This window comes from Grimontia marina, from assembly GCF_900060185.1.
Classification (GTDB): domain Bacteria; phylum Pseudomonadota; class Gammaproteobacteria; order Enterobacterales; family Vibrionaceae; genus Enterovibrio; species Enterovibrio marinus.
This window is the reverse complement of sequence record NZ_FIZY01000014.1, coordinates 23,156-47,955: the sequence shown is the minus strand read 5'-3', so window position 1 is coordinate 47,955 and position 24,800 is coordinate 23,156. Positions and strand designations below refer to the sequence as shown.

The 24,800-nt window shown below is 49.6% G+C and carries 24 protein-coding genes; 1 reads left to right on the top strand and 23 read right to left on the bottom strand.

Features of this window, described 5'->3' with window-relative positions; translation table 11 throughout:
- Positions 1 to 62: 62 nt before the first annotated feature.
- The 3 genes from GMA8713_RS09370 to guaB all read right to left on the bottom strand — a co-directional run bounded on the left by GMA8713_RS09370 (position 63) and on the right by guaB (position 5,103).
- Complete coding sequence (locus GMA8713_RS09370) at positions 63 to 1,622, bottom strand: AbgT family transporter (protein ID WP_046302734.1); 1,560 nt, start codon at positions 1,620 to 1,622, stop codon at positions 63 to 65.
- Between the two features lie 354 nt (positions 1,623 to 1,976).
- Positions 1,977 to 3,554 (bottom strand): glutamine-hydrolyzing GMP synthase, encoded by a 1,578-nt coding sequence (gene guaA, locus GMA8713_RS09365; protein ID WP_062708544.1) that lies wholly within the window; start codon positions 3,552 to 3,554, stop codon positions 1,977 to 1,979.
- 82 nt (positions 3,555 to 3,636) lie between these two features.
- Positions 3,637 to 5,103, bottom strand: a complete 1,467-nt coding sequence (gene guaB, locus GMA8713_RS09360) for an IMP dehydrogenase (RefSeq protein WP_062708419.1) — start codon at positions 5,101 to 5,103, stop codon at positions 3,637 to 3,639.
- Between the two features lie 165 nt (positions 5,104 to 5,268).
- On the opposite strand from guaB, the gene xseA reads away from it, so the two are divergent.
- Complete coding sequence (gene xseA, locus GMA8713_RS09355) at positions 5,269 to 6,597, top strand: exodeoxyribonuclease VII large subunit (RefSeq protein WP_062708416.1); 1,329 nt, start codon at positions 5,269 to 5,271, stop codon at positions 6,595 to 6,597.
- Positions 6,598 to 6,631: 34 nt separating this feature from the next.
- Here the strand turns inward: xseA and GMA8713_RS09350 are convergent, their stop codons facing one another.
- The 20 genes from GMA8713_RS09350 to trmJ all read right to left on the bottom strand — a co-directional run bounded on the left by GMA8713_RS09350 (position 6,632) and on the right by trmJ (position 24,789).
- Positions 6,632 to 6,865, bottom strand: a complete 234-nt coding sequence (locus tag GMA8713_RS09350) for a zinc ribbon domain-containing protein (RefSeq protein WP_062708412.1) — start codon at positions 6,863 to 6,865, stop codon at positions 6,632 to 6,634.
- 619 nt (positions 6,866 to 7,484) lie between these two features.
- On the bottom strand, positions 7,485 to 8,984 hold the full coding sequence (der, locus tag GMA8713_RS09345) for a ribosome biogenesis GTPase Der (protein ID WP_062708409.1): 1,500 nt from the start codon (positions 8,982 to 8,984) through the stop codon (positions 7,485 to 7,487).
- 88 nt (positions 8,985 to 9,072) lie between these two features.
- Positions 9,073 to 10,230 (bottom strand): outer membrane protein assembly factor BamB, encoded by a 1,158-nt coding sequence (gene bamB, locus GMA8713_RS09340; protein WP_198159483.1) that lies wholly within the window; start codon positions 10,228 to 10,230, stop codon positions 9,073 to 9,075.
- A 12-nt stretch (positions 10,231 to 10,242) separates the two neighbouring features.
- Positions 10,243 to 10,848, bottom strand: coding sequence for a YfgM family protein (locus GMA8713_RS09335; RefSeq protein WP_046302739.1), 606 nt, complete (start codon positions 10,846 to 10,848; stop codon positions 10,243 to 10,245).
- Between the two features lie 13 nt (positions 10,849 to 10,861).
- The gene (hisS, locus tag GMA8713_RS09330; RefSeq protein ID WP_046302740.1) at positions 10,862 to 12,130 is read right to left on the bottom strand and encodes a histidine--tRNA ligase; all 1,269 of its coding nucleotides are present in this window, start codon (positions 12,128 to 12,130) and stop codon (positions 10,862 to 10,864) included.
- A gap of 53 nt (positions 12,131 to 12,183) precedes the next feature.
- Complete coding sequence (gene ispG / locus GMA8713_RS09325; protein WP_062708404.1) at positions 12,184 to 13,302, bottom strand: flavodoxin-dependent (E)-4-hydroxy-3-methylbut-2-enyl-diphosphate synthase; 1,119 nt, start codon at positions 13,300 to 13,302, stop codon at positions 12,184 to 12,186.
- A 15-nt stretch (positions 13,303 to 13,317) separates the two neighbouring features.
- The gene (rodZ, locus tag GMA8713_RS09320; RefSeq protein ID WP_062708400.1) at positions 13,318 to 14,280 is read right to left on the bottom strand and encodes a cytoskeleton protein RodZ; all 963 of its coding nucleotides are present in this window, start codon (positions 14,278 to 14,280) and stop codon (positions 13,318 to 13,320) included.
- Positions 14,270 to 15,025, bottom strand: a complete 756-nt coding sequence (gene pilW / locus GMA8713_RS09315; protein ID WP_062708397.1) for a type IV pilus biogenesis/stability protein PilW — start codon at positions 15,023 to 15,025, stop codon at positions 14,270 to 14,272. Before pilW ends, rodZ begins: the two co-directional genes overlap by 11 nt.
- Positions 15,026 to 15,051: 26 nt before the next feature.
- Positions 15,052 to 16,173, bottom strand: coding sequence for a dual-specificity RNA methyltransferase RlmN (gene rlmN, locus GMA8713_RS09310; RefSeq protein ID WP_062708394.1), 1,122 nt, complete (start codon positions 16,171 to 16,173; stop codon positions 15,052 to 15,054).
- 163 nt (positions 16,174 to 16,336) lie between these two features.
- Positions 16,337 to 16,768 carry a nucleoside-diphosphate kinase gene (ndk, locus tag GMA8713_RS09305; protein ID WP_062660584.1) on the bottom strand — a complete coding sequence of 144 codons (432 nt, stop codon included), beginning with the start codon at positions 16,766 to 16,768 and terminating at the stop codon, positions 16,337 to 16,339.
- Between the two features lie 154 nt (positions 16,769 to 16,922).
- Positions 16,923 to 18,221 (bottom strand): aminopeptidase PepB, encoded by a 1,299-nt coding sequence (gene pepB / locus GMA8713_RS09300; RefSeq protein WP_062708392.1) that lies wholly within the window; start codon positions 18,219 to 18,221, stop codon positions 16,923 to 16,925.
- 220 nt (positions 18,222 to 18,441) lie between these two features.
- A complete protein-coding gene (gene iscX / locus GMA8713_RS09295) occupies positions 18,442 to 18,636 on the bottom strand; it encodes a Fe-S cluster assembly protein IscX (RefSeq protein ID WP_198159482.1) in 195 nt (64 codons plus the stop codon).
- Between the two features lie 25 nt (positions 18,637 to 18,661).
- A complete protein-coding gene (gene fdx / locus GMA8713_RS09290) occupies positions 18,662 to 19,000 on the bottom strand; it encodes an ISC system 2Fe-2S type ferredoxin (RefSeq protein ID WP_062708386.1) in 339 nt (112 codons plus the stop codon).
- Positions 19,001 to 19,002: 2 nt separating this feature from the next.
- Positions 19,003 to 20,850 carry a Fe-S protein assembly chaperone HscA gene (hscA, locus tag GMA8713_RS09285; protein ID WP_062708383.1) on the bottom strand — a complete coding sequence of 616 codons (1,848 nt, stop codon included), beginning with the start codon at positions 20,848 to 20,850 and terminating at the stop codon, positions 19,003 to 19,005.
- Positions 20,851 to 20,882: 32 nt separating this feature from the next.
- A complete protein-coding gene (hscB, locus tag GMA8713_RS09280) occupies positions 20,883 to 21,398 on the bottom strand; it encodes a co-chaperone HscB (protein WP_062708381.1) in 516 nt (171 codons plus the stop codon).
- Between the two features lie 13 nt (positions 21,399 to 21,411).
- Positions 21,412 to 21,741, bottom strand: a complete 330-nt coding sequence (gene iscA / locus GMA8713_RS09275; RefSeq protein WP_062708378.1) for an iron-sulfur cluster assembly protein IscA — start codon at positions 21,739 to 21,741, stop codon at positions 21,412 to 21,414.
- Positions 21,742 to 21,766: 25 nt separating this feature from the next.
- Positions 21,767 to 22,150 (bottom strand): Fe-S cluster assembly scaffold IscU, encoded by a 384-nt coding sequence (gene iscU, locus GMA8713_RS09270; RefSeq protein ID WP_062708375.1) that lies wholly within the window; start codon positions 22,148 to 22,150, stop codon positions 21,767 to 21,769.
- 27 nt (positions 22,151 to 22,177) lie between these two features.
- Positions 22,178 to 23,392: an IscS subfamily cysteine desulfurase gene (locus GMA8713_RS09265; protein WP_062708373.1), complete on the bottom strand. Its 1,215-nt coding sequence runs from the start codon at positions 23,390 to 23,392 to the stop codon at positions 22,178 to 22,180.
- 30 nt (positions 23,393 to 23,422) lie between these two features.
- Positions 23,423 to 23,947: a Fe-S cluster assembly transcriptional regulator IscR gene (gene iscR, locus GMA8713_RS09260; protein ID WP_002536934.1), complete on the bottom strand. Its 525-nt coding sequence runs from the start codon at positions 23,945 to 23,947 to the stop codon at positions 23,423 to 23,425.
- 110 nt (positions 23,948 to 24,057) lie between these two features.
- A complete protein-coding gene (gene trmJ / locus GMA8713_RS09255; protein ID WP_062708370.1) occupies positions 24,058 to 24,789 on the bottom strand; it encodes a tRNA (cytosine(32)/uridine(32)-2'-O)-methyltransferase TrmJ in 732 nt (243 codons plus the stop codon).
- Between the last annotated feature and the right edge of the window lie 11 nt (positions 24,790 to 24,800).

Sequence of the window (24,800 nt, the reverse complement as noted above, 5' to 3'; positions counted from 1 at the left end):
AGAATTCAAACGCAAGAAAAAGCCCTGCACGGAGGCAGGGCTTGGATTACAACAGATTGCTGTTACATCTGGTAGGTGTAAGGTGCTTGGATACCCAGTGGGATACCCAGAGCCCAGTAAGCTAGAAGGAAGATTGACCAACCGATCAGCATCGCAATGGAGTAAGGCATCATCATTGAAGCCAATGTGCCGATACCTGTGCTCTTCACATAACGTTGGCAGTAAACCACGACCAGTGGGAAGAACACCATCAGTGGAGAAATGATGTTAGATACCGAGTCACCTACGCGGTAAGCCGCCTGAGACAGCTCAGGAGAAATACCCAGCGCCATCAGCATTGGTACAAGGATTGGACCAATCAGCGCCCATTTTGCCGATGCAGAACCGATCAGCAGGTTCACACACGCGGTCAACAGAATCATACCGATGATGGTCAGCTGACCCGGCATGTTCAGCGCTTTCAGGAATGCCGCGCCTTCCAATGCCAGTAAGGTGCCGATGTTCGACTGGCTGAATGCTGCCAGGAACTGCGCACAGAAGAATGACATCACCAAATATGCGCCCATGGTCGCCATGGTATCGCTCATTGCTTTAATGATATCGCCTTGCGTTTTGAAGGTACCTGCCACGCGACCATAAACCACACCTGGAATCACAAACAGGATAAAGATCAGCGGTACGATAGATTTCATCAGCGGCGCAGAGAACGCAGTCAGTTCGCCTTCAGGTGAACGCAGTGCTGAGGTTTCAGGGATAAGTGCAATCACCAGCAGAACGATACCTGCCAGCATTGCAAAACCTGCACGGTTGAACGCTTTACTTTCAATAGCGGTGAAGCTGCCCAGATCCGGTGCTTTTTCTGCATCTTCATCAATTGGCAATTTGTTCAGGCGTGGCTCGATGATTTTCTCAGTCACATACCAGCCGATAGCCACAATCAGGAAAGAAGAAAGGCCAGTGAAATACAGGTTCGCCAGTGGGTTCACCACGTAGTCTTTATCCAGAACCTGCGCTGCAGATTGGGTAAAGCCAGCCAACAGAGGGTCAATACCCGCTGGAATGAAGTTAGCAGAGAAACCGCCCGACACACCCGCAAACGCCGCAGCAATACCCACCAGTGGGTGACGACCCGCAGCGTGGAAGATGATGCCGCCCAAAGGAATAACCAGAACGTAACCCGCATCTGCTGCCGTGTGCGACACAATCGCCACCAGAATCAGCGCTGGAGTTAGCAGCTTCTTAGGTGTCACGTTCAGCATTTTTTTCAGGCCAGTGGTGATAAAGCCAGATGCATCTGCGACGCCCACACCCAGCATGGCTACAAGCACAATACCCATAGGTGCAAAGCTGGTGAAAGTGGTCACCATGTTCGCCAGGAAGCTTGCAAGCGCTTCGCCAGTCAGAAGGTTATTAATTTCTACAGCCTGGCCGGTAACAGGGTGGATCAGGCCGAAATCAACCTGAGACAGAACGGCGGACAGACCCCATACAATCAAAAGTCCATAAAAGAACAGAAGCGCAGGATCAGGAATTTTGTTACCCGCCCTTTCAATCCAGTTCAGGAACTTTTCCATACCGCCGCTTGGCGCGTCTGGAGTATTGCTCATGGCATGATTACTCATTTAAAGCTCCGAGTTTTTGCAGTGTGTGTTTGCATCGTAAGGAGCGGATTCTTTGATGAATTCGCAACGACGTCATAATTATTCAACAGCACAAAATACACGTAACAAACCAAATTGGTAGTGACTAATCTCAATTAAAATTACGGTTTAAGCACATAAATTCAATTTGCACACAAGCGATAAACACAAAGCAAACAAAGACAACCCAAATGAACAACAACCACGATAAAATGGCTACTTTTGGCGTGAAATGGTGAGTATCAGCCACCCTGAAGATGAATGACGTATCGCTGGTGAGAGAGAAAGAAAAAGGCACGCGATGCGTGCCTTTGAGTGACTGTATTTGAAGGGGAATTATTCCCACTCGATGGTTGCAGGTGGCTTACCAGAGATGTCGTAAACCACGCGGCTGATACCGTCGACTTCGTTGATGATGCGGTTTGAAACGCGACCCAGGAAGTCGTATGGCAAGTGTGCCCAGTGTGCGGTCATGAAGTCGATGGTTTCTACTGCACGCAATGAGACAACCCAATCATATTTACGTCCGTCACCCATTACGCCGACAGAGCGTACTGGCAGGAACACAGTAAATGCCTGAGAAACCTTGTTGTAAAGGTCTGCTTTGTGTAGCTCTTCGATGAAGATAGCATCTGCACGGCGTAGCAGATCACAGTACTCTTTCTTCACTTCGCCAAGTACACGTACACCCAGACCTGGTCCCGGGAACGGGTGGCGGTAAAGCATGTTGTACGGCAGACCCAGCTCCAGACCAATCTTACGCACTTCGTCTTTGAACAGCTCTTTCAGCGGCTCAACCAGACCCATTTCCATGTCATCCGGCAGACCACCTACGTTGTGGTGAGATTTGATAACGTGCGCTTTACCGGTCTTAGAAGCAGCAGACTCGATAACATCTGGGTAGATAGTGCCTTGCGCCAGCCATTTCGCGTTCTTCAGCTTCTTCGATTCTTCATCGAATACGTCAACGAACACATGACCAATCTTCTTACGTTTTGCTTCTGGATCCGCAATACCTTCCAGCGCTGACAGGAAACGGTCTTCTGCATCAACGTGAACAATGTTCAGACCGAAGTGGTCACCGAACATTTCCATGACCTGCTCAGCTTCGTTCAAGCGCAGCAGACCGTTGTCTACGAATACACAGGTCAGCTTGTCACCGATCGCGCGGTGGATAAGCATGGCAACAACAGAAGAGTCCACACCACCTGACAGGCCAAGGATCACTTCGTCATCACCCACTTGTTCTTTGATACGTGCAATCGCATCTTCGATGATAGATGCTGGCGTCCATAGCTTCTCACAGCCACAGATATCCATCACAAAGCGCTCAAGCATGCGGTGACCCTGACGGGTGTGCGTCACTTCAGGGTGGAACTGAACGCCGTAGAAACGCTTCTCTTCGTTGGCCATTGCTGCAAACGGACAAGTGTCAGTCGATGCCACTTTCACGAAGTCAGATGGAATTTCTACCACTTTGTCGCCGTGGCTCATCCATACATCCAGAACGCCTTTGCCCGCTTCGTTAATGGCATCTTCGATACCTTCAAACAGGCTACCTGGGTTATCCAGCGTTACTTTCGCGTAACCGAACTCACGCTCGTTAGAGCCTGCAACTTTACCGCCAAGCTGCTCGGACATGGTTTGCATGCCATAGCACACGCCCAGTACTGGAACGCCCGCGTTAAACACATATTCAGGCGCTCGTGGTGAACCGTATTCGGTCACACTCTCCGGGCCACCGGAGAGAATGATGCCGTTCGGGTTGAAGTCACGGATATCCTGCTCTTCAACATCCCAGCCCCACAGCTCACAGTAAACACCAATTTCACGGATACGACGCGCAATCAACTGGGTGTACTGAGATCCAAAGTCGAGGATCAGAATACGTTGGTCATGAATATTTTGGGTCATTTCAGCTTGTCTCAAAAAGTCATCGATACAGGGGACTTCCGCCCCCATGCTATAAATTTCAGCCTAAATTTACGGGCGTGAATTACTGGCCAGTACGGTAGTTTGGCGCTTCTTTGGTGATGGTCACGTCGTGTGCGTGTGATTCCGTCATACCAGCGCCAGTGATGCGAACAAATTCAGCTTTAGTGCGCAAATCTTCCACCGTTGCAGAGCCAGTCAGGCCCATACATGAACGCAGGCCACCCATTTGCTGATGAATGATTTCTTTCAGACGGCCTTTGTATGCCACGCGACCTTCGATACCTTCAGGTACCAGCTTGTCTGCTGCGTTGTCAGTCTGGAAGTAACGGTCAGAAGAACCTTTAGACATCGCACCCAGCGAGCCCATGCCGCGGTAAGATTTGTAAGCACGGCCTTGGTACAGTTCAACTTCACCTGGAGATTCTTCCGTACCTGCCAGCATGGAACCAACCATGACACAAGATGCACCGGCAACGATTGCTTTACACATGTCGCCAGAGAAACGGATACCGCCATCAGCGATACATGGCACGCCATATTGTTCTGCTACTTCTACTGCGTCTGAAATCGCAGTGATTTGCGGAACACCCACACCGGTAACAATACGGGTTGTACAGATTGAGCCTGGGCCGATACCCACTTTCACTGCATCTACACCCGCTTCAATCAGGGCTTTTGCACCTGCGCCAGTTGCGACGTTACCGCCAATGATTTGCAATTCAGGGAATTTTTCACGGGTTTCGCGAATGCGTTGAAGTACGCCTTCAGAGTGACCGTGAGAAGAGTCGATAAGCAGTACGTCAACGCCTGCTTCAACCAGTGCAGCAACACGTTCTTCGTTACCTGCACCTGCGCCAACCGCAGCACCAACACGCAGACGGCCTTGCTCATCTTTACATGCGTTTGGTTTGCGCTCAGCTTTTTGGAAGTCTTTTGCAGTGATCATGCCCGCGATGTGGTGATCATCATTCACCACAAGGATTTTTTCTACGCGGTGCTTTTGCATCAGCTTTTGAACTTCTTCTGGGCTTGCGCCCTCTTTCACTGTCGCCAGACGCTCTTTCGGTGTCATCGCTTCTGACACTTTCAGGCTCAGGTCTGTCACGAAACGAACATCGCGACCAGTGATGATACCCACCAGCTCATTGGCTTCAGTGACTACTGGGAAACCGGCAAAGCCATGAGTGTCAGTCAATGCTTTTACATCAGCAATGGTTTGATCAGGCGTCACAGTGACTGGATTTGAAACCACACCGGCTTCGAAGATCTTCACCAAGCGAACTTGTTCAGCTTGTTGCTCAATAGACATGTTTTTGTGGATAAAACCGATGCCACCTTCCTGAGCAAGCGCAATTGCAAGACGCGCTTCGGTCACTGTGTCCATCGCCGCTGAGATCAGTGGGATGTTCAGAGAGATTTTTTTCGTCAGTTGAGTGCGCAAGTCGGCAGTGTTCGGAAGAACTGTGGAGTGTGCTGGAACCAGCAGTACATCGTCAAAAGTAAGGGCTTCTTTAGCTATTCGTAACATTGCAATATCTCACGCCAATATAATATGAGGGAGTTCAAAATATTGCCGCCGCATTATACTGACGGCGCAAACGTTTGGCTACAGATTTTTACGAAAACGTTTGGCTTTCAGATTTCGCCTCTTTAACATGGTTTCATCTTGCTGAAAACAAAGACGCATTCCGCTATGAATCTCACCAACAACAATATCTATACCGTCTCCAGATTAAACGCTGAAGTACGTTTATTGCTCGAAAACGAAATGGGCATTGTTTGGCTGGTTGGCGAGATTTCAAACCTCACCATGGCAACATCCGGTCACTGGTATTTCACCCTGAAAGACCGTCAGGCCCAGGTCAAATGCGCCATGTTCAAAGGCAATAACCGACGTGTGACTTTTAAACCTGCCAACGGTAATCAGGTGTTGGTGCGCGCAAGGCTTTCTTTGTATGAGCCCCGCGGTGACTACCAAATCATTGTCGAAAGCATGCAGCCAGAAGGTGACGGTCTGCTTCAACAGCAATTTGAAAAACTGAAAATGCAGCTTTCTGCTGAAGGTCTGTTTGCAGCCAGCCTGAAAAAACCACTTCCAGAACAACCCAAGCGAGTTGGTGTGATCACTTCCAGCACCGGCGCGGCGCTGCATGATATTTTGCATGTTCTGAGACGCCGAGATCCCAGCTTGCCTGTGGTGATTTATCCCACCCAAGTGCAGGGCAAAGATGCTGCGATTCAAATCGCGCAGGCTATTGGGCGCGCCAACAGCCGCAATGAATGTGATGTGCTGATCGTTGGCCGTGGTGGTGGTTCACTGGGAGACTTGTGGTGCTTCAACGAAGAAATTGTTGCCCGTACCATTGCCGCCAGCTCCATCCCGATCGTCAGTGCAGTAGGCCATGAGGTTGATGTTACCATCGCGGATTTCGTCGCTGATGTCCGCGCCCCTACCCCATCAGCGGCAGCAGAGCTTATCAGCCGAGATACCTCGGTACGTGATCAGCAACTCTTGCAGCGTACTGATAGACTCGCACACGCTTTCAGCCGTCATTTAAACCGCTCTCAGGAATGGCTTACACGCTTGCAACACCGATTGGCGATGCAGCACCCAAAAGCACAGCTTCAGCAACAATCTCAGCAGTTTGATGAGCTTGAAAGGCGTCTTCATCAATCTATGCGCTATACACTTCAAACAGAAGCACAGCGCCTGGATAGAGCTGCGCAAAAACTTGAGCGCTACTCACCCGCGAACCAAATTCCAGGCCAGAAAGCGCAACTAGGCTATGTGGAGCAGCGTCTTATTGAGTCCATGCGCCGTCAACTCCGACAACAACAACATGCACTGGCATTACAGATGGAAACACTGGATGTGGTAAGCCCGCTGGCAACACTCGCACGCGGTTATTCGATCACCCGGAACGATAAAGGCGAAGTGATTCGTTCAGCATCGTCGCTTAAGTCTGGCGATCAGATAAAGTCAACGTTTGGAGATGGAGAGATCCAATCTACAGTGAACTAGAAAGGATCTTTAACCAGAAAGGTGAAACGGTGTCTCAGGACACCGTTTTTTGTTCTTCAAAAACGATTCTCGCACTCGACTTCGATTTCAGCTCGTTGCAGCTATTGCAGAAATAGCTGTTCGCCCCACAAGCCTGAAGCTTTTCCAATAGCGCGTCGCAAGTGGCACAAAAAGCCTGTTTTACAAAACTTTTCTCGCAGGTTTCACAACGGTAAGTGCGGTTGTCCCAAACCAAGTCACGTTCGCAATCAGGGCAATGATTTCCCATTCAGGTTTCCTTAACTTTTGACTTCGCAGTTTTTTGGTCAAAGGATGAACAATGATCCTTTTGCCGTTATTCTACCCCTTAGATGCTGGCAAAACGAGCAGCCTAGTGCTGGATCCTATAAAGATCGTCAGATCGCAGCGATTATGGGATCCGATCAGCGATCACCCCCTAAAAAAATATTTATCAATACAACCCCCGAAAGCATAAGTTACATGTTCTGCATATGGATTTAAGAAAGGATAAAATATCGAAATTAAATTTTAAAACCATAAAATTTGATATTTTATAAATTATAGGTGTCATAGTAGCCGCGTAATAATTCGCCTTTCCTTCCTAGAACGATATTTCAGGCCTAATTGCTTATTTTTTGTGACAAAGATCATCTAAATTGCATCATTCGACGGTCAGATCAGACTGAATTAGCGGTCAATCAGCCGTACCTGAAAGCCTGTATTAAGGCTAACGGCTCAAATTACGGGCGGGAAACACGGAAAGATGACACTTTTGTCTAAATTACATGGGCTGTCATTCAACCTTCATGTATCCGGATACAATACGTTTTTTACGGGCGTAAAAAAGCCGACCTTTAGGTCGGCTCTTGGTATTCAGTAGCAGAAAATTACTTCTTGCCGCGGGTTTTCACCATGTCTATCAGACGCTTACGTTGACGCGCTTGAGAAATGGTTAGCTTCTCTTTCTTACCTTCGAACGGGTTCTCGCTGTTCTGGAACTGAATACGGATAGGTGTACCCATGATTTCCAGAGACTTACGGTAGTAGTTCATCAGGTAACGCTTGTACGAATCAGGCAGTTCTTTCACCAGGTTTCCGTGAATTACGAAAATCGGTGGATTGTAACCACCTGCGTGTGCATATTTCAGCTTCACGCGACGGCCACGGATCATCGGTGGCTGGTGATCGTCCTGAGCCATGCTCATGATGCGAGTCAGCATCGCGGTGCTGATTCGCTTGGTCGCAGACTCATACGCTTCCTGAATCGACTCAAACAGGTGGCCAACACCAGTACCATGCAATGCAGAGATAAAGTGAATACGGGCGAAATCAACAAAGCCAAGACGACGGTCAAGCTCTGACTTCACACGCTCTTTCACGTCGCTGTCCAGACCATCCCACTTGTTTACAGCGATAACGATTGAACGACCTGCGTTCAATGCAAAGCCCAACAGGCTCAAGTCCTGATCCGAAATGTTCTCACGCGCGTCAATGACCAGCAGCACAACGTTCGAGTCTTCGATCGCTTTCAGTGTCTGGATAACGGAGAACTTCTCAACTTTCTCGTTAACACGCTTACGGCGGCGAACACCCGCAGTATCAATAATGACGTACTCACGGCCATCACGCTCCATTGGAATGTAGATGGAATCGCGCGTTGTGCCTGGCATGTCGTAAACCACGACGCGGTCTTCGCCAAGGATACGGTTAGTCAGGGTCGATTTACCGACGTTTGGACGACCGATGATACCGAATTTGATTGGCAGGTTACGCAGACGCTCCAATGCAGATTCTGCATCTTCTTGGGTCAGATCTTTATCTTCGTCTTCGGCATCTTGTTCGCCAGTCAAGTCGACCAAGCCTTCTTGATCTTCACCTTCTTCACTCGCCAGTTCTTCTGCGAACGGCTTCAGTGCGCGGTCGATCAAACCGAGTACACCACGACCATGTGCGGCTGCAATCTGGTACATGTCAGGCATGCCCAGTTGCCAGAACTCTGCACTGGCTGCGTCTGCATCGATGCCATCAACTTTGTTGACGACAAGGAAGGTTTTCTTTTCACGGCTACGCAGATGATGTGCAATCGCTTCATCAGCAACGGTCAGGCCCGCACGGCCATCAACCATAAACAGCACAACATCGGCTTCTTCAATCGCTGCCAGTGACTGTTCAGCCATCTTGGTTTCTACACCCTCTTCGGTACCGTCGATACCACCAGTGTCCACCACGATGAACTCATGCTCACCCAGCATAGCTTTTCCGTACTTACGATCCCTGGTCAAACCCGGAAAATCGGCAACGAGCGCATCGCGCGTCCTTGTTAGCCGGTTAAAGAGTGTCGACTTCCCCACATTAGGACGCCCTACCAGGGCTACTACAGGAATCATACTGACCTCTTAAAATCTCAAATTCATTAATAACAGCGGCTCCTGACCGGTCAAGATCAGGAGCCGAATAATTGATAAGCAACTGTATTTACTGTACTTGCTTCTTACTTATTGTGCCATCACGGGTTGTGACGATATAACCGCCATCTACGCTTAATGGGCTCACCGCAAAACCGCTGTCATCCAGCTGTTGCTGCGCCACAAACTCGCCAGAGTTCGGGTCCATCCAATGCAGATAACCTTCTGCATCACCCACCACAACGTAACCGGAAATAGCCACTGGTGCCGTCAACTGACGGTACTCCAAATCACGGTTCTGCCAAAGCTCAGTACCACTGCGTGCATCTACTGCCACCACATGATCTTTGTCGGTGATAAGGAACAGATAGCTGCCCACTACCAAAAAGTCAGTCGATGAACTGTAAGTGCGTTTCCACGCAGGGCGACCTGAACGTAGGTCAATCGCAACCAATTGGCCATTATAACCCACCGCGTAAAGCAGCGCGCCATCAATCACAGGTGTCGCATCAACATCAACAAGGCGGTCGATTTCAGTGGCGCCTTTTGGGCTCGCAATAGGCTGTTGCCAGATGATGTTGCCATTCTCAACGAATGCAGCACCCAGACGCCCGTTTGCCATGCCCCAGAACACACCTCCTGACGTTGATACCGGAGAGCTATCGCCACGTAATGTCAGGTTTGGCACGTCACTGGAAATACGCCAGCGTTCTTCACCCGTTTCTGCATCAAACGCAGCCAGTTCACCACGGCTGGTGTTAACAATCACCAGACTTTCATCTGCCAAAGGCTTAGAAAGGATTTCGCCGCCTGCATTGCTACGCCAAACGGTTTCTCCGGTTTCTTCATCCAACGCTATCAACGCACCGGTTTCAGTCCCCAAGTAGATCTTACTGTAAGAAGCTGTCAGACCTCCGGAGATCAGTGCGGCAGCATCTTCTCCCAGATCGACACTCCATAGGGTCGAGCCGGTTTCAGTGTCCATGGCTTTAACCACACCTTGGCGATCAGCCGCAAACACTTTGCCATATGCCTGTACAGGAGACAGATTGCTGAAATAGTTTCCAACACCGTTACCCACACTGGACTTCCAAACTTGAGTCGGGGTGAATTCACTCTCAACCACTGGCACGGGTACCATCTGGATGGAATCTTCCTCACCCGCACAGCCAATCAGCAGTGTTCCCAGCAAGGCAACTGCACCAACACGTTTCCATCCCTTACGCATCATACTCAGGCCTTATTGAGACAGGTTGTCCAGTTTCATCTGAACAACAGGGTTGGTCGCTGCTGCAATGGAAGCTGCATAAGCAGAACGCGCTGCGGCTGTATCGCCTTTACGCAGTTCGATATCACCGCGTAGCTCTTCAACCTGTGCTTTCCAGCTTTCCGCCGTCACGCTGTTCAGTTGTGTCAGCGCAGCGTCGTAGTTACCAAGCTCTGCTTCAACACGAGCCAAGCGAACTGTCGCCAGTGTTTTCAGCGTTTCGTCTTTCGAGGACTGCACTTTACGCAGTTGCTCGGCCGCTTTGGTCAGATCGCCTGCATCAACAAACGACTTCGCCAATTGCAGCTCAAGCAGAGTCGCGTAAGAGCCTTCATTATCACCGATGAAAGCTGTCGCTTTCTCTTCCGCCTGCGCATCGCCTGCAACCAGTGCGCTTACTACTTGTGTATACGCTTCTGATGCCTGCTCACGGCTGGTTTCCATTTCCGATTGGTAATAACGCCATCCATAAAGGCCGCCCAAACCGATTACTGCGCCGAGGACAACGGCTTTGCCGTTATCCCGCCACCACTTTTTAATCGCTTCGACTTGTTGTTCTTCTGTGGTGTAGACGTCCACGTTTTGTCCTCTCTTAAACTCGTTGAGCCAGTTTATCGGCTACTTCATCCTGAGAAATGGTCAGCTGTTCGCCGCCTTTAAGATCTTTGAAGGTCACTTGGTTGTTAGCGACTTCATCTTCGCCAAGTACCAGAGCCACCGACGCACCAACTTTGTCAGCGCGTTTGAATTGCTTCTTAAAGTTACCGCCGCCAAAGTGGGTCATCACGCGCAGACCAGGAACCTGCTCACGCAGTTTCTCAGCCAGTTGCATGCCCGCTACCAGCGTGCCTTCGCCTGCTGTGACCATGTATACGTCAACCGCAGGACGGGTTTCATCAAGTTCCAGCGTTTCCATCAGAAGCACAAGACGCTCAACACCCATCGCAAAGCCGACTGCCGGAGTAGCTTTACCGCCCAGCTGCTCAACCAGACCGTCGTAGCGGCCACCGCCACAAACTGTACCTTGAGAGCCCAGGCTTTCAGTGATCCACTCAAATACGGTGCGGTTGTAGTAGTCCAGACCGCGGACCAGTTTCTCGTTTACCGTGTATTGGATACCTGCGGCGTCCAACAGTTCACAAAGACCTGCAAAATGTTGTTTTGACTCTTCATCCAGATACTCCGAAAGCTTCGGCGCATCAGTCAATACCGCTTGGATATCCGCATTCTTGGTATCCAGAACTCGCAGTGGATTGGTATGCATGCGGCGTTTGCAATCTTCATCCAAGATCGCTTCATGCTGCATCAAGAATTCCACTAGCGCCTCACGATAATTCGCACGCGCTTCCAGTGAACCGATAGAGTTCAGTTCCAGGCGCACATGTTCATGGATACCCAGCTTACGCCAAAGGCGTGCAGTCATCATGATAAGTTCTGCGTCAACGTCAGGACCATTCAGGCCAAACACTTCCACGCCAAACTGGTGGAACTGACGGTAGCGGCCTTTTTGTGGACGCTCATGGCGGAACATTGGACCCACGTACCACAGACGTTGTTCCTGGTTGTAAAGCAAACCGTTCTCGATACCGGCGCGCACGCAGCCCGCCGTGCCTTCAGGACGCAAAGTCAGGCTGTCGCCGTTGCGGTCCTCGAAGGTGTACATTTCTTTCTCAACCACGTCGGTCACTTCACCAATAGCGCGGCTGAACAGATGAGTCATTTCCACGATCGGCATACGCACTTCGCTGTAACCGTATGCGCTGATAACGTCTTTAACAGTGCCTTCGACTTTTTGCCAAAGTGGAGACTGTGTTGGGAGGCAGTCGTTCATGCCTCGGATTGCTTGAATAGTTTTTGCCACGTTAACTCTCGTAACCGATCTGTTTGTTCTAGCTGTAAGTGAGCGCGCTGCGCTTACTCTTGTGTGTTCACGTCGATGCGGTTGTTTTCATCCAACATTGACGCTTTCGCCCGGATCTTCGCTTCCAGCTGATCGATCAGGTTGTCATTTTCAAAACGTTCTTTCTGGCGTTTGCCATCATCGTAATACGCGCTGCGTTTGTTACCACCTGCCACACCGATGTGTGACACTTCAGCCTCCCCCGGCCCGTTAACCACACAGCCAATTACTGATACATCCATAGGCACAACAACATCTTCCAAACGCTGTTCCAGTGCGTTTACGGTACCAATCACATCAAACTCCTGACGGGAGCAGGTAGGACAAGCAATAAAATTCACACCGCGTGAACGGATACGCAGCGATTTTAAAATATCGAAACCGACTTTGATTTCTTCTACTGGATCAGCCGCCAATGAGATACGCAGAGTATCACCAATGCCTTCGCTTAGCAGCATGCCAAGGCCAACTGCAGATTTCACTGAACCTGCACGCGCACCACCTGCCTCGGTAATACCAAGGTGCAGAGGTTGATCAATGCGTTTTGCCAGTTGACGGTAAGATTCAACAGCTAGGAATACATCAGACGCCTTCACACTCACTTTAAACTGGTCAAAGTTGAGGCGATTCAGAATATCAACATGGCGCATCGCCGATTCCACCAGTGCTTCTGGTGTTGGCTCGCCATATTTTTCTTGAATATCACGCTCCAGCGAACCACCGTTTACGCCAATGCGGATAGGAATATTTTTGTCACGCACCGCATCAACCACAGAGCGGATACGCTGTTCGTTACCAATGTTGCCAGGATTAATACGAAGGCAATCAACGCCGTATTCAGCCACCTTGAGGGCAATACGGTAGTCAAAGTGAATATCAGCAACCAACGGGATGGAGCACTGCTGTTTGATGAGTTTGAACGCTTCAGCGGCGTCCATTGTCGGCACAGAAACACGCACGATGTCTGCACCGACTTTCTCCAGTGCTTTTATTTGCGCAACCGTCGCTTCCACATCAGTTGTGCGAGTATTTGTCATTGATTGAACTGCGATCGGAGCGCCATCGCCAATTGGCACGTCACCCACATAAATACGCGTAGACGGACGACGTTTAATAGGAGATTCGGTATGCATTAGGTGTACTCTGGATTACTTCGGAAGGCTCAAACGCGCTACCCGTCCTGATGGGTAGCCACTCAGATCAACGTTCTTGCCGTTGTAGGCAAGACTCACAGTAGCTGGTGCACCCAGCACCAACTTAAACGGAGCTTCACCGGATAGTTCAACGGTTTCGCCCGCAGATTTTATCCCTGTCAACAGACGTTTGCCAGTAGCGTCGCGGATATCGACCCAGCAGTCGCCACTGAATGACATGGATAATGTAGGTTCAGTAACAATAGGTGTCGCTACAATTTCTTCAATCACAGGCGCGGTGCCAGCCACTAGCGGTTGCTGAGGTGTGGCTTCCGGCTCAGTAACCGCTGCCACGACAACTTCTGGTGAAGCATCAGAGACCGTTTCTTCCACCACATTATTTGTGCCTTCGGTATCTGTCAGCGCCGGCGCAATGCTATCTGTCACATCCTGAACCTGCTCGCCTTCAATACTCTCTCCAACATTATTAGCCGCAGGCGCTTCTTCTGTGAGAGAGGCTAGCAAGCTGCTGCCTTGTGGTAGCGAGAGAAGTGGATCGTTTTGTTGGTTTTGCCACCACCAAAATGCTGTTAGCCCAACCACGACGGCCAGAATCACCCAAGTCAGCCCCATCACGCGGCTGTCATGCTGATCACGACGTGTTTTGCGCGAGAAGCTTTGCATCTTCTGCACATTGTCTTCTGCTTCGGGTGCAGGCTTAAACGTGTGCATGATCTCGTCTGCATTCACACCAACCAATTTGGCGTAAGAACGAATATAACCACGTGTAAACGTGGTTATCTTTTCTTCATCGCAGCAATTTTCTTCTAAGTCTTGAATGACAGAAACACGAAGTCTGAGGCGGTCAGCCACATCCTGATCGGACAGCCCCATTGCCTCTCTAGCCTGTCGCAATACCGTTCCCGGATGTCTCGACTCAAGCTCAAACAGCTGTTCTTCGTTTTGTTCAGTATTCATTCGTTATGTACTGTCTATATTCTTTTGATTCCGGAAACTTGTTGGCCAACAGGTTTGCGTAACGCTCCACTTCCTTTGGCCGTCCAGCTTTGTTTTCCAAGTCAGTCATTATTAACAGCGTTGCAGGCTTATAGCCATAGCGTTTGTGAAAATGAAAAAGACGGATCCTCGCTTGATTCAGGTCATCGTCTTCCACTTCCATACGGGCGAGTTTTACAGAAGATAAAGGCCTGTTCGGCTCATGGTCAATGGCTTTAGCGAACCATACTTTCGCATTATCCCTACTCCCCGCTTTCATTGCACAGAGTGCGGCATTTTCATAACTACCGGATAACTTGTAATAGTATGGCTGCTCAATCGCCTTAGCAAACGCCCGTTGCGCTTCGTTATACCGTTCCTGCCGGCACAAGAAGACGCCGTAATTGTTCTGAACGTCACCATTTTTTGGTGAGTGACGTAACGCTGTTTTGTATTGCTGTTCTGCTTGGTCATACTCGCCGACTTCCTGAAGATAGTAGGCGAAACTAATAAGAGAGCGATAGTAAGTAGGTGCAAATTGCACCGCTGTTTCAAGATTTTGCCTCGCTCGCTCCCATTGTCCTGCCTTTAAATAGGCGAGACCAAGCGAAATTCTGGACTCGGCTGCTTCAATGCTATCAAACTTCGAGGTATTTTGCTTCTCCGTTACTGTGACACAACCAGCTAATAATCCCATCAAGAACAGAGCGCTAAGCGTCCTTGCCATTATCCCATCCTAATCAGTCTGACAAATCAGACTGATTTAACTGGGATTTGTTCCTCAACGTTCAGTCTGCTCTGCGTGCGTTTGGTACGGTCAATAACATCGCCAACAAGCTGACCACAAGCTGCGTCAATGTCATCGCCACGGGTTTTACGAACGATAACCGTGTAGTCGTATTGCATCAGTGTTTTCTGGAAACGGTCGATGCGAGAGTTACTCGGCTTCTTATATGGTGACCCAGGATAAGGGTTAAAAGGAATCAGGTTTATCTTCGCAGGCGTATCTTTTAGCAGCTCTGCGAGTTGGCGCGCATGCTCCATATCATCGTTAACGTGATCGAGGAGAATATATTCTACGGTGACACGTCCGCGGTTCGCATTTGAAGACGCTATATAGCGACGCACAGACGCCAAAAACGTATCAATATCATAGCGATCATTGATTGGCATGATTTGGCTGCGTAGCTCATCTGTCGGGGCATGAAGAGAGATTGCCAGCGCTACATCGATCTTGCCTGCCATCTGATCCAGACCAGAAACCACCCCTGACGTTGATACGGTGACACGGCGTTTTGACAGGCCGTAAGCAAGATCATCCAGCATCAGATTCAGCGCAGGGATAAGGTTTTTCATGTTCAGAAGCGGCTCACCCATGCCCATCATCACCACGTTGGTAATTGGACGTCGGCCAGTCTCTTTTTCCACACCGATTTCTTTCGCTGCACGCCAAACCTGTCCAATGATTTCAGACACTTTCAGGTTGCGGTTAAAGCCCTGCTGCGCGGTCGAGCAGAATTTACAATCCAACGCACAACCAACTTGAGAAGACACGCATAAGGTCGCACGATCGTCTTCAGGGATATAAACAGTTTCTACATCCTGATTACCAACACGCATAGCCCATTTGATGGTGCCATCAGAAGAATACTGAGCCGTGCTGACTTCCGGCGCGCGGATTTCGCAGCGCGCTTTCAGTTTTTCACGAAGCTTTTTGTTGATGTTGTTCATCTGATCAAAATCATCAACACCGAAATGGTACATCCACTTCATGATCTGATCGGCTCGAAACGCCTTTTCGCCTAATTCTTCGGCGAAAAACGCGCGTAGCGCCTGTCGATCGAAATCCAGCAGATTGATTTTTTCTGTTGTCATCAGATTGCCTCGTGAACAAATAAAAACAGGTATAGCCTTAAATCAAGGCGCGAAATTGTACAGTCTTTGTGATCGGGATTCCACCTGTTACTTGTAGGACTATTTTACGTCAGAAATAAAAAAGGAGAGCCTGGGCTCTCCTTTTGTCTTATCTATGAACCGATTATAGGGTACGAGGGCAAATCTCATCACCGGCGAAAAAATAAGCAATTTCTCGTTCTGCTGAAGCCGGGCTGTCAGAACCGTGCACTGAGTTAAAACGCATGCTCTCGGCAAAGTCCGCACGCAGTGTGCCACACGCTGCTTCTTCAGGGTTTGTTTTACCCATCAGCTCACGGTATCGCGTAATCGCGTTTTCACCTTCCAGAACCTGCACGGTAACCGGACCTGAAGTCATGAACTCAACCAAACCGTCATAAAATGGCTTGCCTTCGTGCTCGGCATAAAAACCTTGTGCCTGCTCTTTAGTCAGGTGAAGCATTTTTGCTGCAACAATTTGCAGTCCAGCCGCTTCAATACGCTGATAGATCGCGCCAATCAGATTGCGTTTTACTGCGTCGGGCTTAACGATTGAAAAAGTGCGCTCAATAGTCATTCTATCTTCCTTTTATATTTATTCAGATAGCGGCATTAAGTACCGGTATCTGTTTGTATCTACAAAAGTAGCCTACCAGAGCGCAATGCCAGACCCCACCCTGACATTGCGGAAGCGTTAACTGTGTTGTCAAAACACTTAACTTTTGTAGCGATTACTGGCTTGACTCATCCATCAGAATACGCGCGAGGGTTTTCACCCCCATACCCGTTGCGCCCACAGACCACTTGTCACTTGGTGTTTTGCGGTACGTGCCGGAGCAATCCAAGTGGATCCAACCTTCTTTGTAATTATCGACGAAGTACGACAGGAATGCCGCTGCTGTGCTTGCACCCGGTGAGTATTGACCACCGCCCACGTTTGCCAGATCGGCGAAGTTGGAGGGCAACATTTGGCGGTGGAATTCTGCCAGTGGTAATTGCCACATGCCTTCATTTTCTGACTCTGCTGCGGACAGACAACGCTGGGAAAGCGCCTTATCAAAGCTGAACAGAGCGTGGTAGTCATTTCCTAATGCAGCCTTAGCAGCGCCGGTCAAGGTAGCACAATCAATAGTCAGCGCCGGGCTGAATTTGTTTGCGTAAAGCAGGCCATCCGCCATCACCAAACGACCTTCGGCATCTGAGTTAAGTACCTCAACCGTCACACCGTTTTTGTAGGTAATAATGTCACCCAGCTTGTAAGCATTACTGGAAATCATGTTTTCTGCACAGCAGAGAATTAATTTCACTCGCTTGTTCAGACCTTGCGCAACCGCCAGTCCAAGTCCACCGGTCGCCATGGCAGCGCCACCCATGTCTGCTTTCATTGAGTCCATGAAGGCAGATTGCTTGATGCTGTAGCCGCCGGAATCAAAGGTAATGCCTTTGCCGACAATACAAGCAAACACTTCTGCGTCTTTGTCACCGGTTGGGTTGTAATCAAGCTGCAGCATCGCAGGTTTGCGCGCTGAACCACGGCCTACGGTGTGAGTACCCACCCAACCTTGCTCAAGCAGGTCTGCGCCGGAAACAATCTTGTAACTCACATGCTCAGGGTTAGGTGCCTGAGATTTAATGAACTCACCGGCTCGTACTGCTAATTGTTGAGGGCCTACCTCTTCTGCGGTTTCATTGATGATCTGGCGAACCCAATCAGTAGCCACCATGCGATCGTTCAGCACTTTCTGATCAGCATCTTCCAACTCTGCGTCGAAAGCAAAACCTGGCTTAGGACCACGTAGTCCTTGGTAAAAAGCCCATGCGGTTTCCAAATCCCAGCCATCACCGACCAGAGATACTTTGCGAATACCTTGCATATCAAGCTTACGGGCCGCTTGCTGTACTGGCGTGAGTTTGTCGTCACCTGAGGCGTGGACAACAGCGCCTTGCTGATTGAAAGAAACCAGTGCATTGGCACCCCAAGCTTCATCAGCTGCTTCTTGTGATAGCGTGATACGCATTTTGTCAGTCATGCTGAACTCCTTTTAACTGTCACCCCACGCATCGTTGCGGAGCGTAAAATTCGGGCTGATTTTTCTTTCAGAATACGCCATCTTTATGACGATTTATCTGAATCGCTCCAAATCGCCTGTTCATCAGAGAAACAGCTCAATTTGGAGATAAAACAAAGCGGGCATCATGCCCGCTTGAATAGTCTCAATCTGCCTGCTTTACTGGCGTAAAACAAGGGCTTTAATCCATTTCTTCCATCCAGCACAGGATGATTGCCTCTAAGATCTTCTCATTGGAGCGATTTGGGTCGTCTGAGAAGTCTTCAAGCTCCGTCACCCAACGGTGCAAGTCGGTAAAGCGCACCGTTTTCGGATCGGTTTCAGGGAATTTTTCTACCAGCTCGATCGCGATATCTCGCGAATCAGTCCATGTCAGGCTCATAGTCTTGCCCCTTATAAGATTAGTGATTTTCTGCCGCGTGGTTCAGAGTATAACGTGGAATTTCTACCACCAGATCTTCATCAGCCACTTTTGCCTGACAGCCCAAGCGTGATTCAGGTTCCAGACCCCATGCCTTATCCAGCATATCATCTTCCAGCTCGTCACTCTCATCCAGAGAATCAAATCCTTCGCGGATCACAACGTGGCAGGTCGTACAAGCGCACGACTTTTCACAGGCATGTTCAATCGCAATACCGTTACGCAGCGCAACGTCCAGCACAGTGTCACCGGCTTTTGCTTCCAACACCGCGCCTTCTGGGCAGAGATCCTGGTGTGGTAGAACAACAATCTTTGGCATGTTTAAACCTCGTCAATGGAATGGCCAGCCAGTGCTTCACGAATGGATTTGTCCATACGACGTGAGGCAAACTCCTGACTCGCTTTATCTGTATCTTTGATGCCTTGTTCAATCGCGGCAGCATCATCACCGTTGCGCAGCGCAATCAGCGCTTCAATCGCTTTCACCAACGCTTGCTGCTCTTCGTCAGACAGCAAGGCTTCTCCGTCTGCTTGCATCGCAACCAGAAGGCCTTCAATCACGCGGTCTGCTTCGACACGTTGCTCCGCTAGATAACGGGCATCTTTGTCGTCCTGAGCATGGGTGAACGATGATTTGATCATATCGGCAATTTCGGTATCGCTCAGGCCGTACGATGGTTTCACCTGAATTGACGCCTGCACCTCGGTGCTCTTTTCCATTGCGGTGACCGACAGCAGGCCATCGGCATCAACCTGATAAGTCACCCTGATATGTGCCGCACCAGCAGCCATAGGCGGAATGCCTTTCAGGGTGAAATCGGCCAATGAACGACAATCGTCAACCATTTCGCGTTCGCCCTGAAGCACATGTACCTTCATGCCTGTCTGACCGTCTTTGAACGTAGTGAACTCCTGCGCACGCGCAACAGGGATAGTGGTATTGCGTGGAATGATTTTCTCTACCAGGCCGCCCATAGTTTCAATACCCAAAGACAGTGGGATCACGTCCAGCAACAGCATTTCACCATCCGGCTTATTACCGACCAGAATGTCTGCCTGTGTGGCAGCACCAATGGCAACCACTTTGTCCGGATCAATATTGGTCAGCGGCGTGCGGCCAAAAAACTCTCCCACTTTTTCGCGAACCAGTGGTACGCGGGTAGACCCCCCCACCATCACCACTTCCAGCACTTCTTCAGCAGAAACGCCAGCATCTTTCAGTGCGCGGCGACAAGACAACAGAGTTTTCTTTACTAGAGCGCCAATAAGATCGTCGAACTGTTCGCGACTCAATGTGCCTTTCCAATCCAGCACATCAATATCTGCGACATCGCTTGCGCTTAAAGCAACTTTTGTGCTGTTTGCGGCATTCATCAAACGCGCGCGGTCATCACCGGAAAGCGCCCCAAATCCTGCCTGATCGGAAATCCAATCTGCAACCAGGTGGTCAAAATCGTCACCACCCAGTGCTGAATCACCGCCCGTAGAAAGCACTTCAAACACGCCTTTTGAAAGACGGAGAATAGAGATATCGAAGGTACCGCCGCCAAGATCGTATACCGCAATCACACCTTCCTGACCGGAATCCAGACCGTAAGCAATCGCGGCAGCTGTTGGCTCGTTAAGAAGGCGAAGTACTTTTAGACCAGCAAACTTTGCGGCATCTTTGGTTCCTGCGCGCTGCGCATCATCAAAGTAAGCTGGAACGGTAATAACCACACCTTCCAATTCGCCACCCAACGCTTCTTCTGCACGCGCATTTACGGCACGGAGGATATCCGCAGAAACTTCGATTGGGTTTTTCTTCCCTGCACGGGTGTTGATCAGTGGTAAACCATTGTCAGAGGCAGACAGTTCATAAGGAAGTTTGGGATAACGCGATTGAACGTCAGCCAGTGAGCGGCCCATCATGCGTTTGACGGAAGAAACCGTGTTTGCGCTATCAGTTTCGGACATCGCTTTCGCTGCGTATCCGACTGTGACATTTTCACCATAATGAACCACAGAAGGGATCAGCGCTCGGCCGTCTAAATCATTGAGTGTGCTCGCGGTACCGCTGCGAACAGAGGCCACGAGGGTGTTAGTAGTCCCTAGGTCAATGCCCACCGCAAGCTTGTGTTCATGCGGTGCAGCACTCTGACCAGGTTCTGCAATTTGTAACAGTGCCATGTTGGTTCCTGTAGCCTGATCAGCGTACTGTGTTAACCCAGCAGCCGATCTTCGATTCGTTCGATTTCTTGTTTGAGTTTGACCAAGAACTTCAGCTTGCGGACACTTGTTGCCGCATCCTGCCAACGCCCGCCATTTAATTGTTCTTTCAATTCGGCCAGCAAGGCTTTATGGAGTTTCTCAACACCTTGTTCAAAGTCAAACAACAATACATCCGGCTCATCGCTGTCTGCAATCTCTTCCAGCTCTTCTCGCAGCTCCATTTGCTGCATTAAGAACTCAGGATCTTGCATGGTCTGCTGCTCATCGCGCAGTTCTACGCCATTGAGAGAGAGAAGGTATTCTGCACGGCGTACCGGATCGATCAGCGTTTGATAAGCGTCGTTGATTTGCGCAGCTTTCTGCACAGCAAGCAAGCGATCCTGCTCGGATGCAGTGGCAAATTTATCCGGATGGAAACGTCGTTGGAGTTCGCGAAACTGCGAAGAAAGAGAGCTACCATCTAGTTCAAACTGCGATGATAGCCCAAATAGTTCGAAATGATTCATATCATCTCACGAGTTAAACGTTAAAGCTTTCGCCGCAACCACACTCGCTGCTTACGTTAGGGTTATTGAACTGGAAGCCTTCGTTTAAGCCTTCTTTAGTAAAATCAAGCTCGGTACCATCTAAGTACAAGAGACTTTTACTGTCGACAATCACTTTTACGCCGTATTGCTCAAAGTCGAATACTTCATCTTCTTCCTGGAGCTCATCAACAAATTCCAGTACATAAGCCATTCCCGAGCAGCCTGACGTGCGAACACCCAAGCGAAGGCCGATGCCTTTTCCGCGGTTTTCCAAGAAGGTGCGAACGCGTAATGCCGCCGCGTCAGTCATAGTAATGGCCATATGTACAACAACCCTTTAAATCGTATTAAGCTTCGTGTTTTTTCTTATAATCGCTTACTGCTGCTTTGATAGCATCTTCCGCGAGAATTGAGCAGTGAACCTTCACAGGAGGAAGCTCCAGCTCTTCTGCAATTTCAGCATTCTTGATTGCCGCAGCTTCGTCCAGAGACTTGCCTTTCACCCACTCAGTGACAAGTGAGCTCGACGCGATCGCCGAACCACAACCGTAGGTTTTAAACTTCGCATCTTCAATGATGCCTTGCTCGTTTACCTTGATTTGCAGTTTCATCACGTCACCACACGCTGGTGCACCAACCATACCACTACCTACGTTTGGATCGTTTTTGTCAAAACCACCCACGTTACGTGGATTTTCATAATGATCGATTACTTTTTCGCTGTAAGCCATGATCTTATCCTCAAAACCCTGAACCGCTTAGTGGTGTGCCCACTCTACAGTGCTTAAATCAATACCTTCTTTGTACATATCCCACAGTGGTGACATTTCGCGTAGCTTGGTCACCGCTTGGCGTACTTGTTCAACCGCGTAGTCCACTTCTTCCTCTGTCGTGAAACGGCCGAATGAGAAACGGATTGAGCTGTGTGCTAATTCGTCATCAAGACCCAGTGCACGAAGTACATACGAAGGTTCCAGGCTGGCAGATGTACATGCAGAACCCGAAGAAACAGCCAGATCTTTCAGCGCCATCAACAATGATTCACCTTCAACGAAAGCAAAACTCACATTTAGGTTTGATGCAACGCGCTGATCCAGATCGCCATTCACATAAACAGCTTCCAGATCTTTCACACCGTCGTAGAAACGGTTACGTAATGCCAGAGAATGCGCCGTGTCCTTCTCAAGTTCTTCTTTCGCGATACGGAAAGCTTCACCCATGCCTACGATTTGGTGAGTTGGCAGAGTACCAGAACGGAAACCGCGCTCATGACCACCACCGTGCATTTGCGCTTCTAGACGAATGCGTGGCTTACGACGAACATACAGAGCACCGATACCTTTAGGACCGTATGCTTTGTGCGCGCTCATCGAAATCAGGTCAACTTTGATTTCCTGAGTGTCCAGAGGCAGTTTGCCGATAGATTGAGCCGCATCAACGTGGAATACGACTTTACGCTCACGACACAGCTCGCCGATCGCAGCAATATCCTGAACCACGCCGATTTCGTTGTTCACGTGCATAATAGAAACAAGAATGGTGTCTTCGCGAATCGCGTCAGCCAGCTTGTTTAGATCGACAATACCGTTTGACTCTGGCTCAAGGTATGTCACTTCAAAACCTTCACGCTCCAGCTGACGGCATGGGTCCAATACAGCTTTGTGCTCAGTTTTACAGGTGATGATGTGCTTACCTTTCTTACCATAGAAATGCGCCACACCCTTAATTGCCAGGTTGTCAGATTCTGTTGCACCAGAAGTGAACACGATCTCTCGAGGGTCAGCGTTAAGGTAGTTGGCGATGTTTTCACGGGCAGTATCTACCGCCTCTTCCGCCTGCCAGCCAAAACGGTGCGAACGGGATGCTGGGTTACCGAAACAACCATCAAGGGTCAGGTACTGCATCATCTTTTCTGCAACACGCGGATCCACTGGGCATGTCGCTGAATAATCAAAATAGATTGGCAATTTCATTTGTGTCTCCAAGTACTCCGGCACATCTAACTACGAGCGAAAATTCACACCCAAAGTGGTGGCTGGCTTTTCACTGCCACTGGAGTTTAAACCATGCCTAACAATTGTTGAGGACTCAAGTGAGGAGTCCTGACGATCCGCGACATGCTTGACTTCGTTGTCTTGCATAAGTTCGCCAAGCGTAATGTCATTCAAAAAGCTGCTGATACGGGAGCTAAGGTCACGCCATAGCGTGTGCGTAAGGCAGCGTGTTCCGCCTTGGCAATCGCCTTTGCCCTGACACTTGGTCGCATCTACCGATTCATCAACAGCGGCAATCACCATGCCGACTGCAATTTCATTTGCATTAACACCGAGTCGATAACCGCCACCTGGACCACGTACACTAGACACCAAGCCTGCTTTACGAAGGCGGGAGAAAAGTTGCTCCAGATATGACAGAGAGATCCCTTGACGCTCTGAAATATCGGCGAGAGGCACAGGCCCCATCTCGGAGTGTAGCGCGACATCGAGCATCGCTGTGACGGCATATCTGCCTTTCGAAGTCAGTCTCATAACATCCTACCTGTGAGCGAGTAATGAAATGAGTCTGACATACCCGACTAAAGTGGTCAAGTATTTAACCTACCATTTTAGTCAGGCTTTTAACCACAATTTTAAAGTGGTCATCTTTGCTTATCTTTGTGTTGTTTTTCAACTGATGACAGCACACCGCGAAGAATATTCAGTTCCTGACTTTCCGGTCTTGCACGGTTGAACAGGCGGCGTAATTTGGTCATCACCATGCCTGGGTGGGATTTATTGATAAAGCCCGTCGTCTCTAAAACCTGTTCAAGGTGAGCGTAAAAGCGCTCTAGATCTTCAGCCAATGGATAAGGTTGTTCTTTCACTTCCCCTTTATAAGCCTGACTATCAAGCCAAGCCATACGCGCTTCGTAACAAAGGGTCTGTACCGCCATAGCAAGGTTCAGCGAGCTGTAATCCGGATTAGCAGGAATAGCCACATGGAAGTGACACGCCTGAAGCTCATCGTTTGTCAGGCCGGTTCGTTCACGGCCAAAGACAAATGCCACTGGGTATTGGGCTGCTTCTTCAATCGCTTTTACGCCACACTCGCGGGAGTCCAGCATTGGCCATTCTAGCGAACGGTTACGGGCGCTGGTTCCGATCACCAGACCACAATCGGCAACCGCCTCTTCAACGGAATCAACGATACGTGCGTTGTTAGCAATATCACTGGCACCGGCTGCAAGCGCTATCGCTTGCCCATCGACTGTACATTCAGGAGCGACCAGTATCATGTGTTTCAGACCCATCACTTTCATTGCGCGAGCCGCCGAACCAATGTTGCCTGAATGCGTGGTACCCACCAGCACAATTCGAATATTTTCTAACATTTCGCTATCAC

Excerpts from the sequence above, each read along its gene's own strand:
- GMA8713_RS09370 (WP_046302734.1), bottom strand. The coding sequence starts at position 1,622 with ATGAGTAATCATGCCATGAGCAATACTCCAGACGCGCCAAGCGGCGGT.
- guaA (WP_062708544.1), bottom strand. The coding sequence starts at position 3,554 with ATGACCCAAAATATTCATGACCAACGTATTCTGATCCTCGACTTTGGA.
- guaB (WP_062708419.1), bottom strand. The coding sequence starts at position 5,103 with ATGTTACGAATAGCTAAAGAAGCCCTTACTTTTGACGATGTACTGCTG.
- xseA (WP_062708416.1), top strand. The coding sequence starts at position 5,269 with ATGAATCTCACCAACAACAATATCTATACCGTCTCCAGATTAAACGCT.
- GMA8713_RS09350 (WP_062708412.1), bottom strand. The coding sequence starts at position 6,865 with ATGGGAAATCATTGCCCTGATTGCGAACGTGACTTGGTTTGGGACAAC.
- der (WP_062708409.1), bottom strand. The coding sequence starts at position 8,984 with ATGATTCCTGTAGTAGCCCTGGTAGGGCGTCCTAATGTGGGGAAGTCG.
- bamB (WP_198159483.1), bottom strand. The coding sequence starts at position 10,230 with ATGCGTAAGGGATGGAAACGTGTTGGTGCAGTTGCCTTGCTGGGAACA.
- ispG (WP_062708404.1), bottom strand. The coding sequence starts at position 13,302 with ATGCATACCGAATCTCCTATTAAACGTCGTCCGTCTACGCGTATTTAT.
- rodZ (WP_062708400.1), bottom strand. The coding sequence starts at position 14,280 with ATGAATACTGAACAAAACGAAGAACAGCTGTTTGAGCTTGAGTCGAGA.
- pilW (WP_062708397.1), bottom strand. The coding sequence starts at position 15,025 with ATGGCAAGGACGCTTAGCGCTCTGTTCTTGATGGGATTATTAGCTGGT.
- rlmN (WP_062708394.1), bottom strand. The coding sequence starts at position 16,173 with ATGACAACAGAAAAAATCAATCTGCTGGATTTCGATCGACAGGCGCTA.
- ndk (WP_062660584.1), bottom strand. The coding sequence starts at position 16,768 with ATGACTATTGAGCGCACTTTTTCAATCGTTAAGCCCGACGCAGTAAAA.
- pepB (WP_062708392.1), bottom strand. The coding sequence starts at position 18,221 with ATGACTGACAAAATGCGTATCACGCTATCACAAGAAGCAGCTGATGAA.
- fdx (WP_062708386.1), bottom strand. The coding sequence starts at position 19,000 with ATGCCAAAGATTGTTGTTCTACCACACCAGGATCTCTGCCCAGAAGGC.
- hscA (WP_062708383.1), bottom strand. The coding sequence starts at position 20,850 with ATGGCACTGTTACAAATTGCAGAACCTGGTCAGAGTGCTGCACCGCAT.
- hscB (WP_062708381.1), bottom strand. The coding sequence starts at position 21,398 with ATGAATCATTTCGAACTATTTGGGCTATCATCGCAGTTTGAACTAGAT.
- iscA (WP_062708378.1), bottom strand. The coding sequence starts at position 21,741 with ATGGCCATTACTATGACTGACGCGGCGGCATTACGCGTTCGCACCTTC.
- iscU (WP_062708375.1), bottom strand. The coding sequence starts at position 22,150 with ATGGCTTACAGCGAAAAAGTAATCGATCATTATGAAAATCCACGTAAC.
- GMA8713_RS09265 (WP_062708373.1), bottom strand. The coding sequence starts at position 23,392 with ATGAAATTGCCAATCTATTTTGATTATTCAGCGACATGCCCAGTGGAT.
- iscR (WP_002536934.1), bottom strand. The coding sequence starts at position 23,947 with ATGAGACTGACTTCGAAAGGCAGATATGCCGTCACAGCGATGCTCGAT.
- trmJ (WP_062708370.1), bottom strand. The coding sequence starts at position 24,789 with ATGTTAGAAAATATTCGAATTGTGCTGGTGGGTACCACGCATTCAGGC.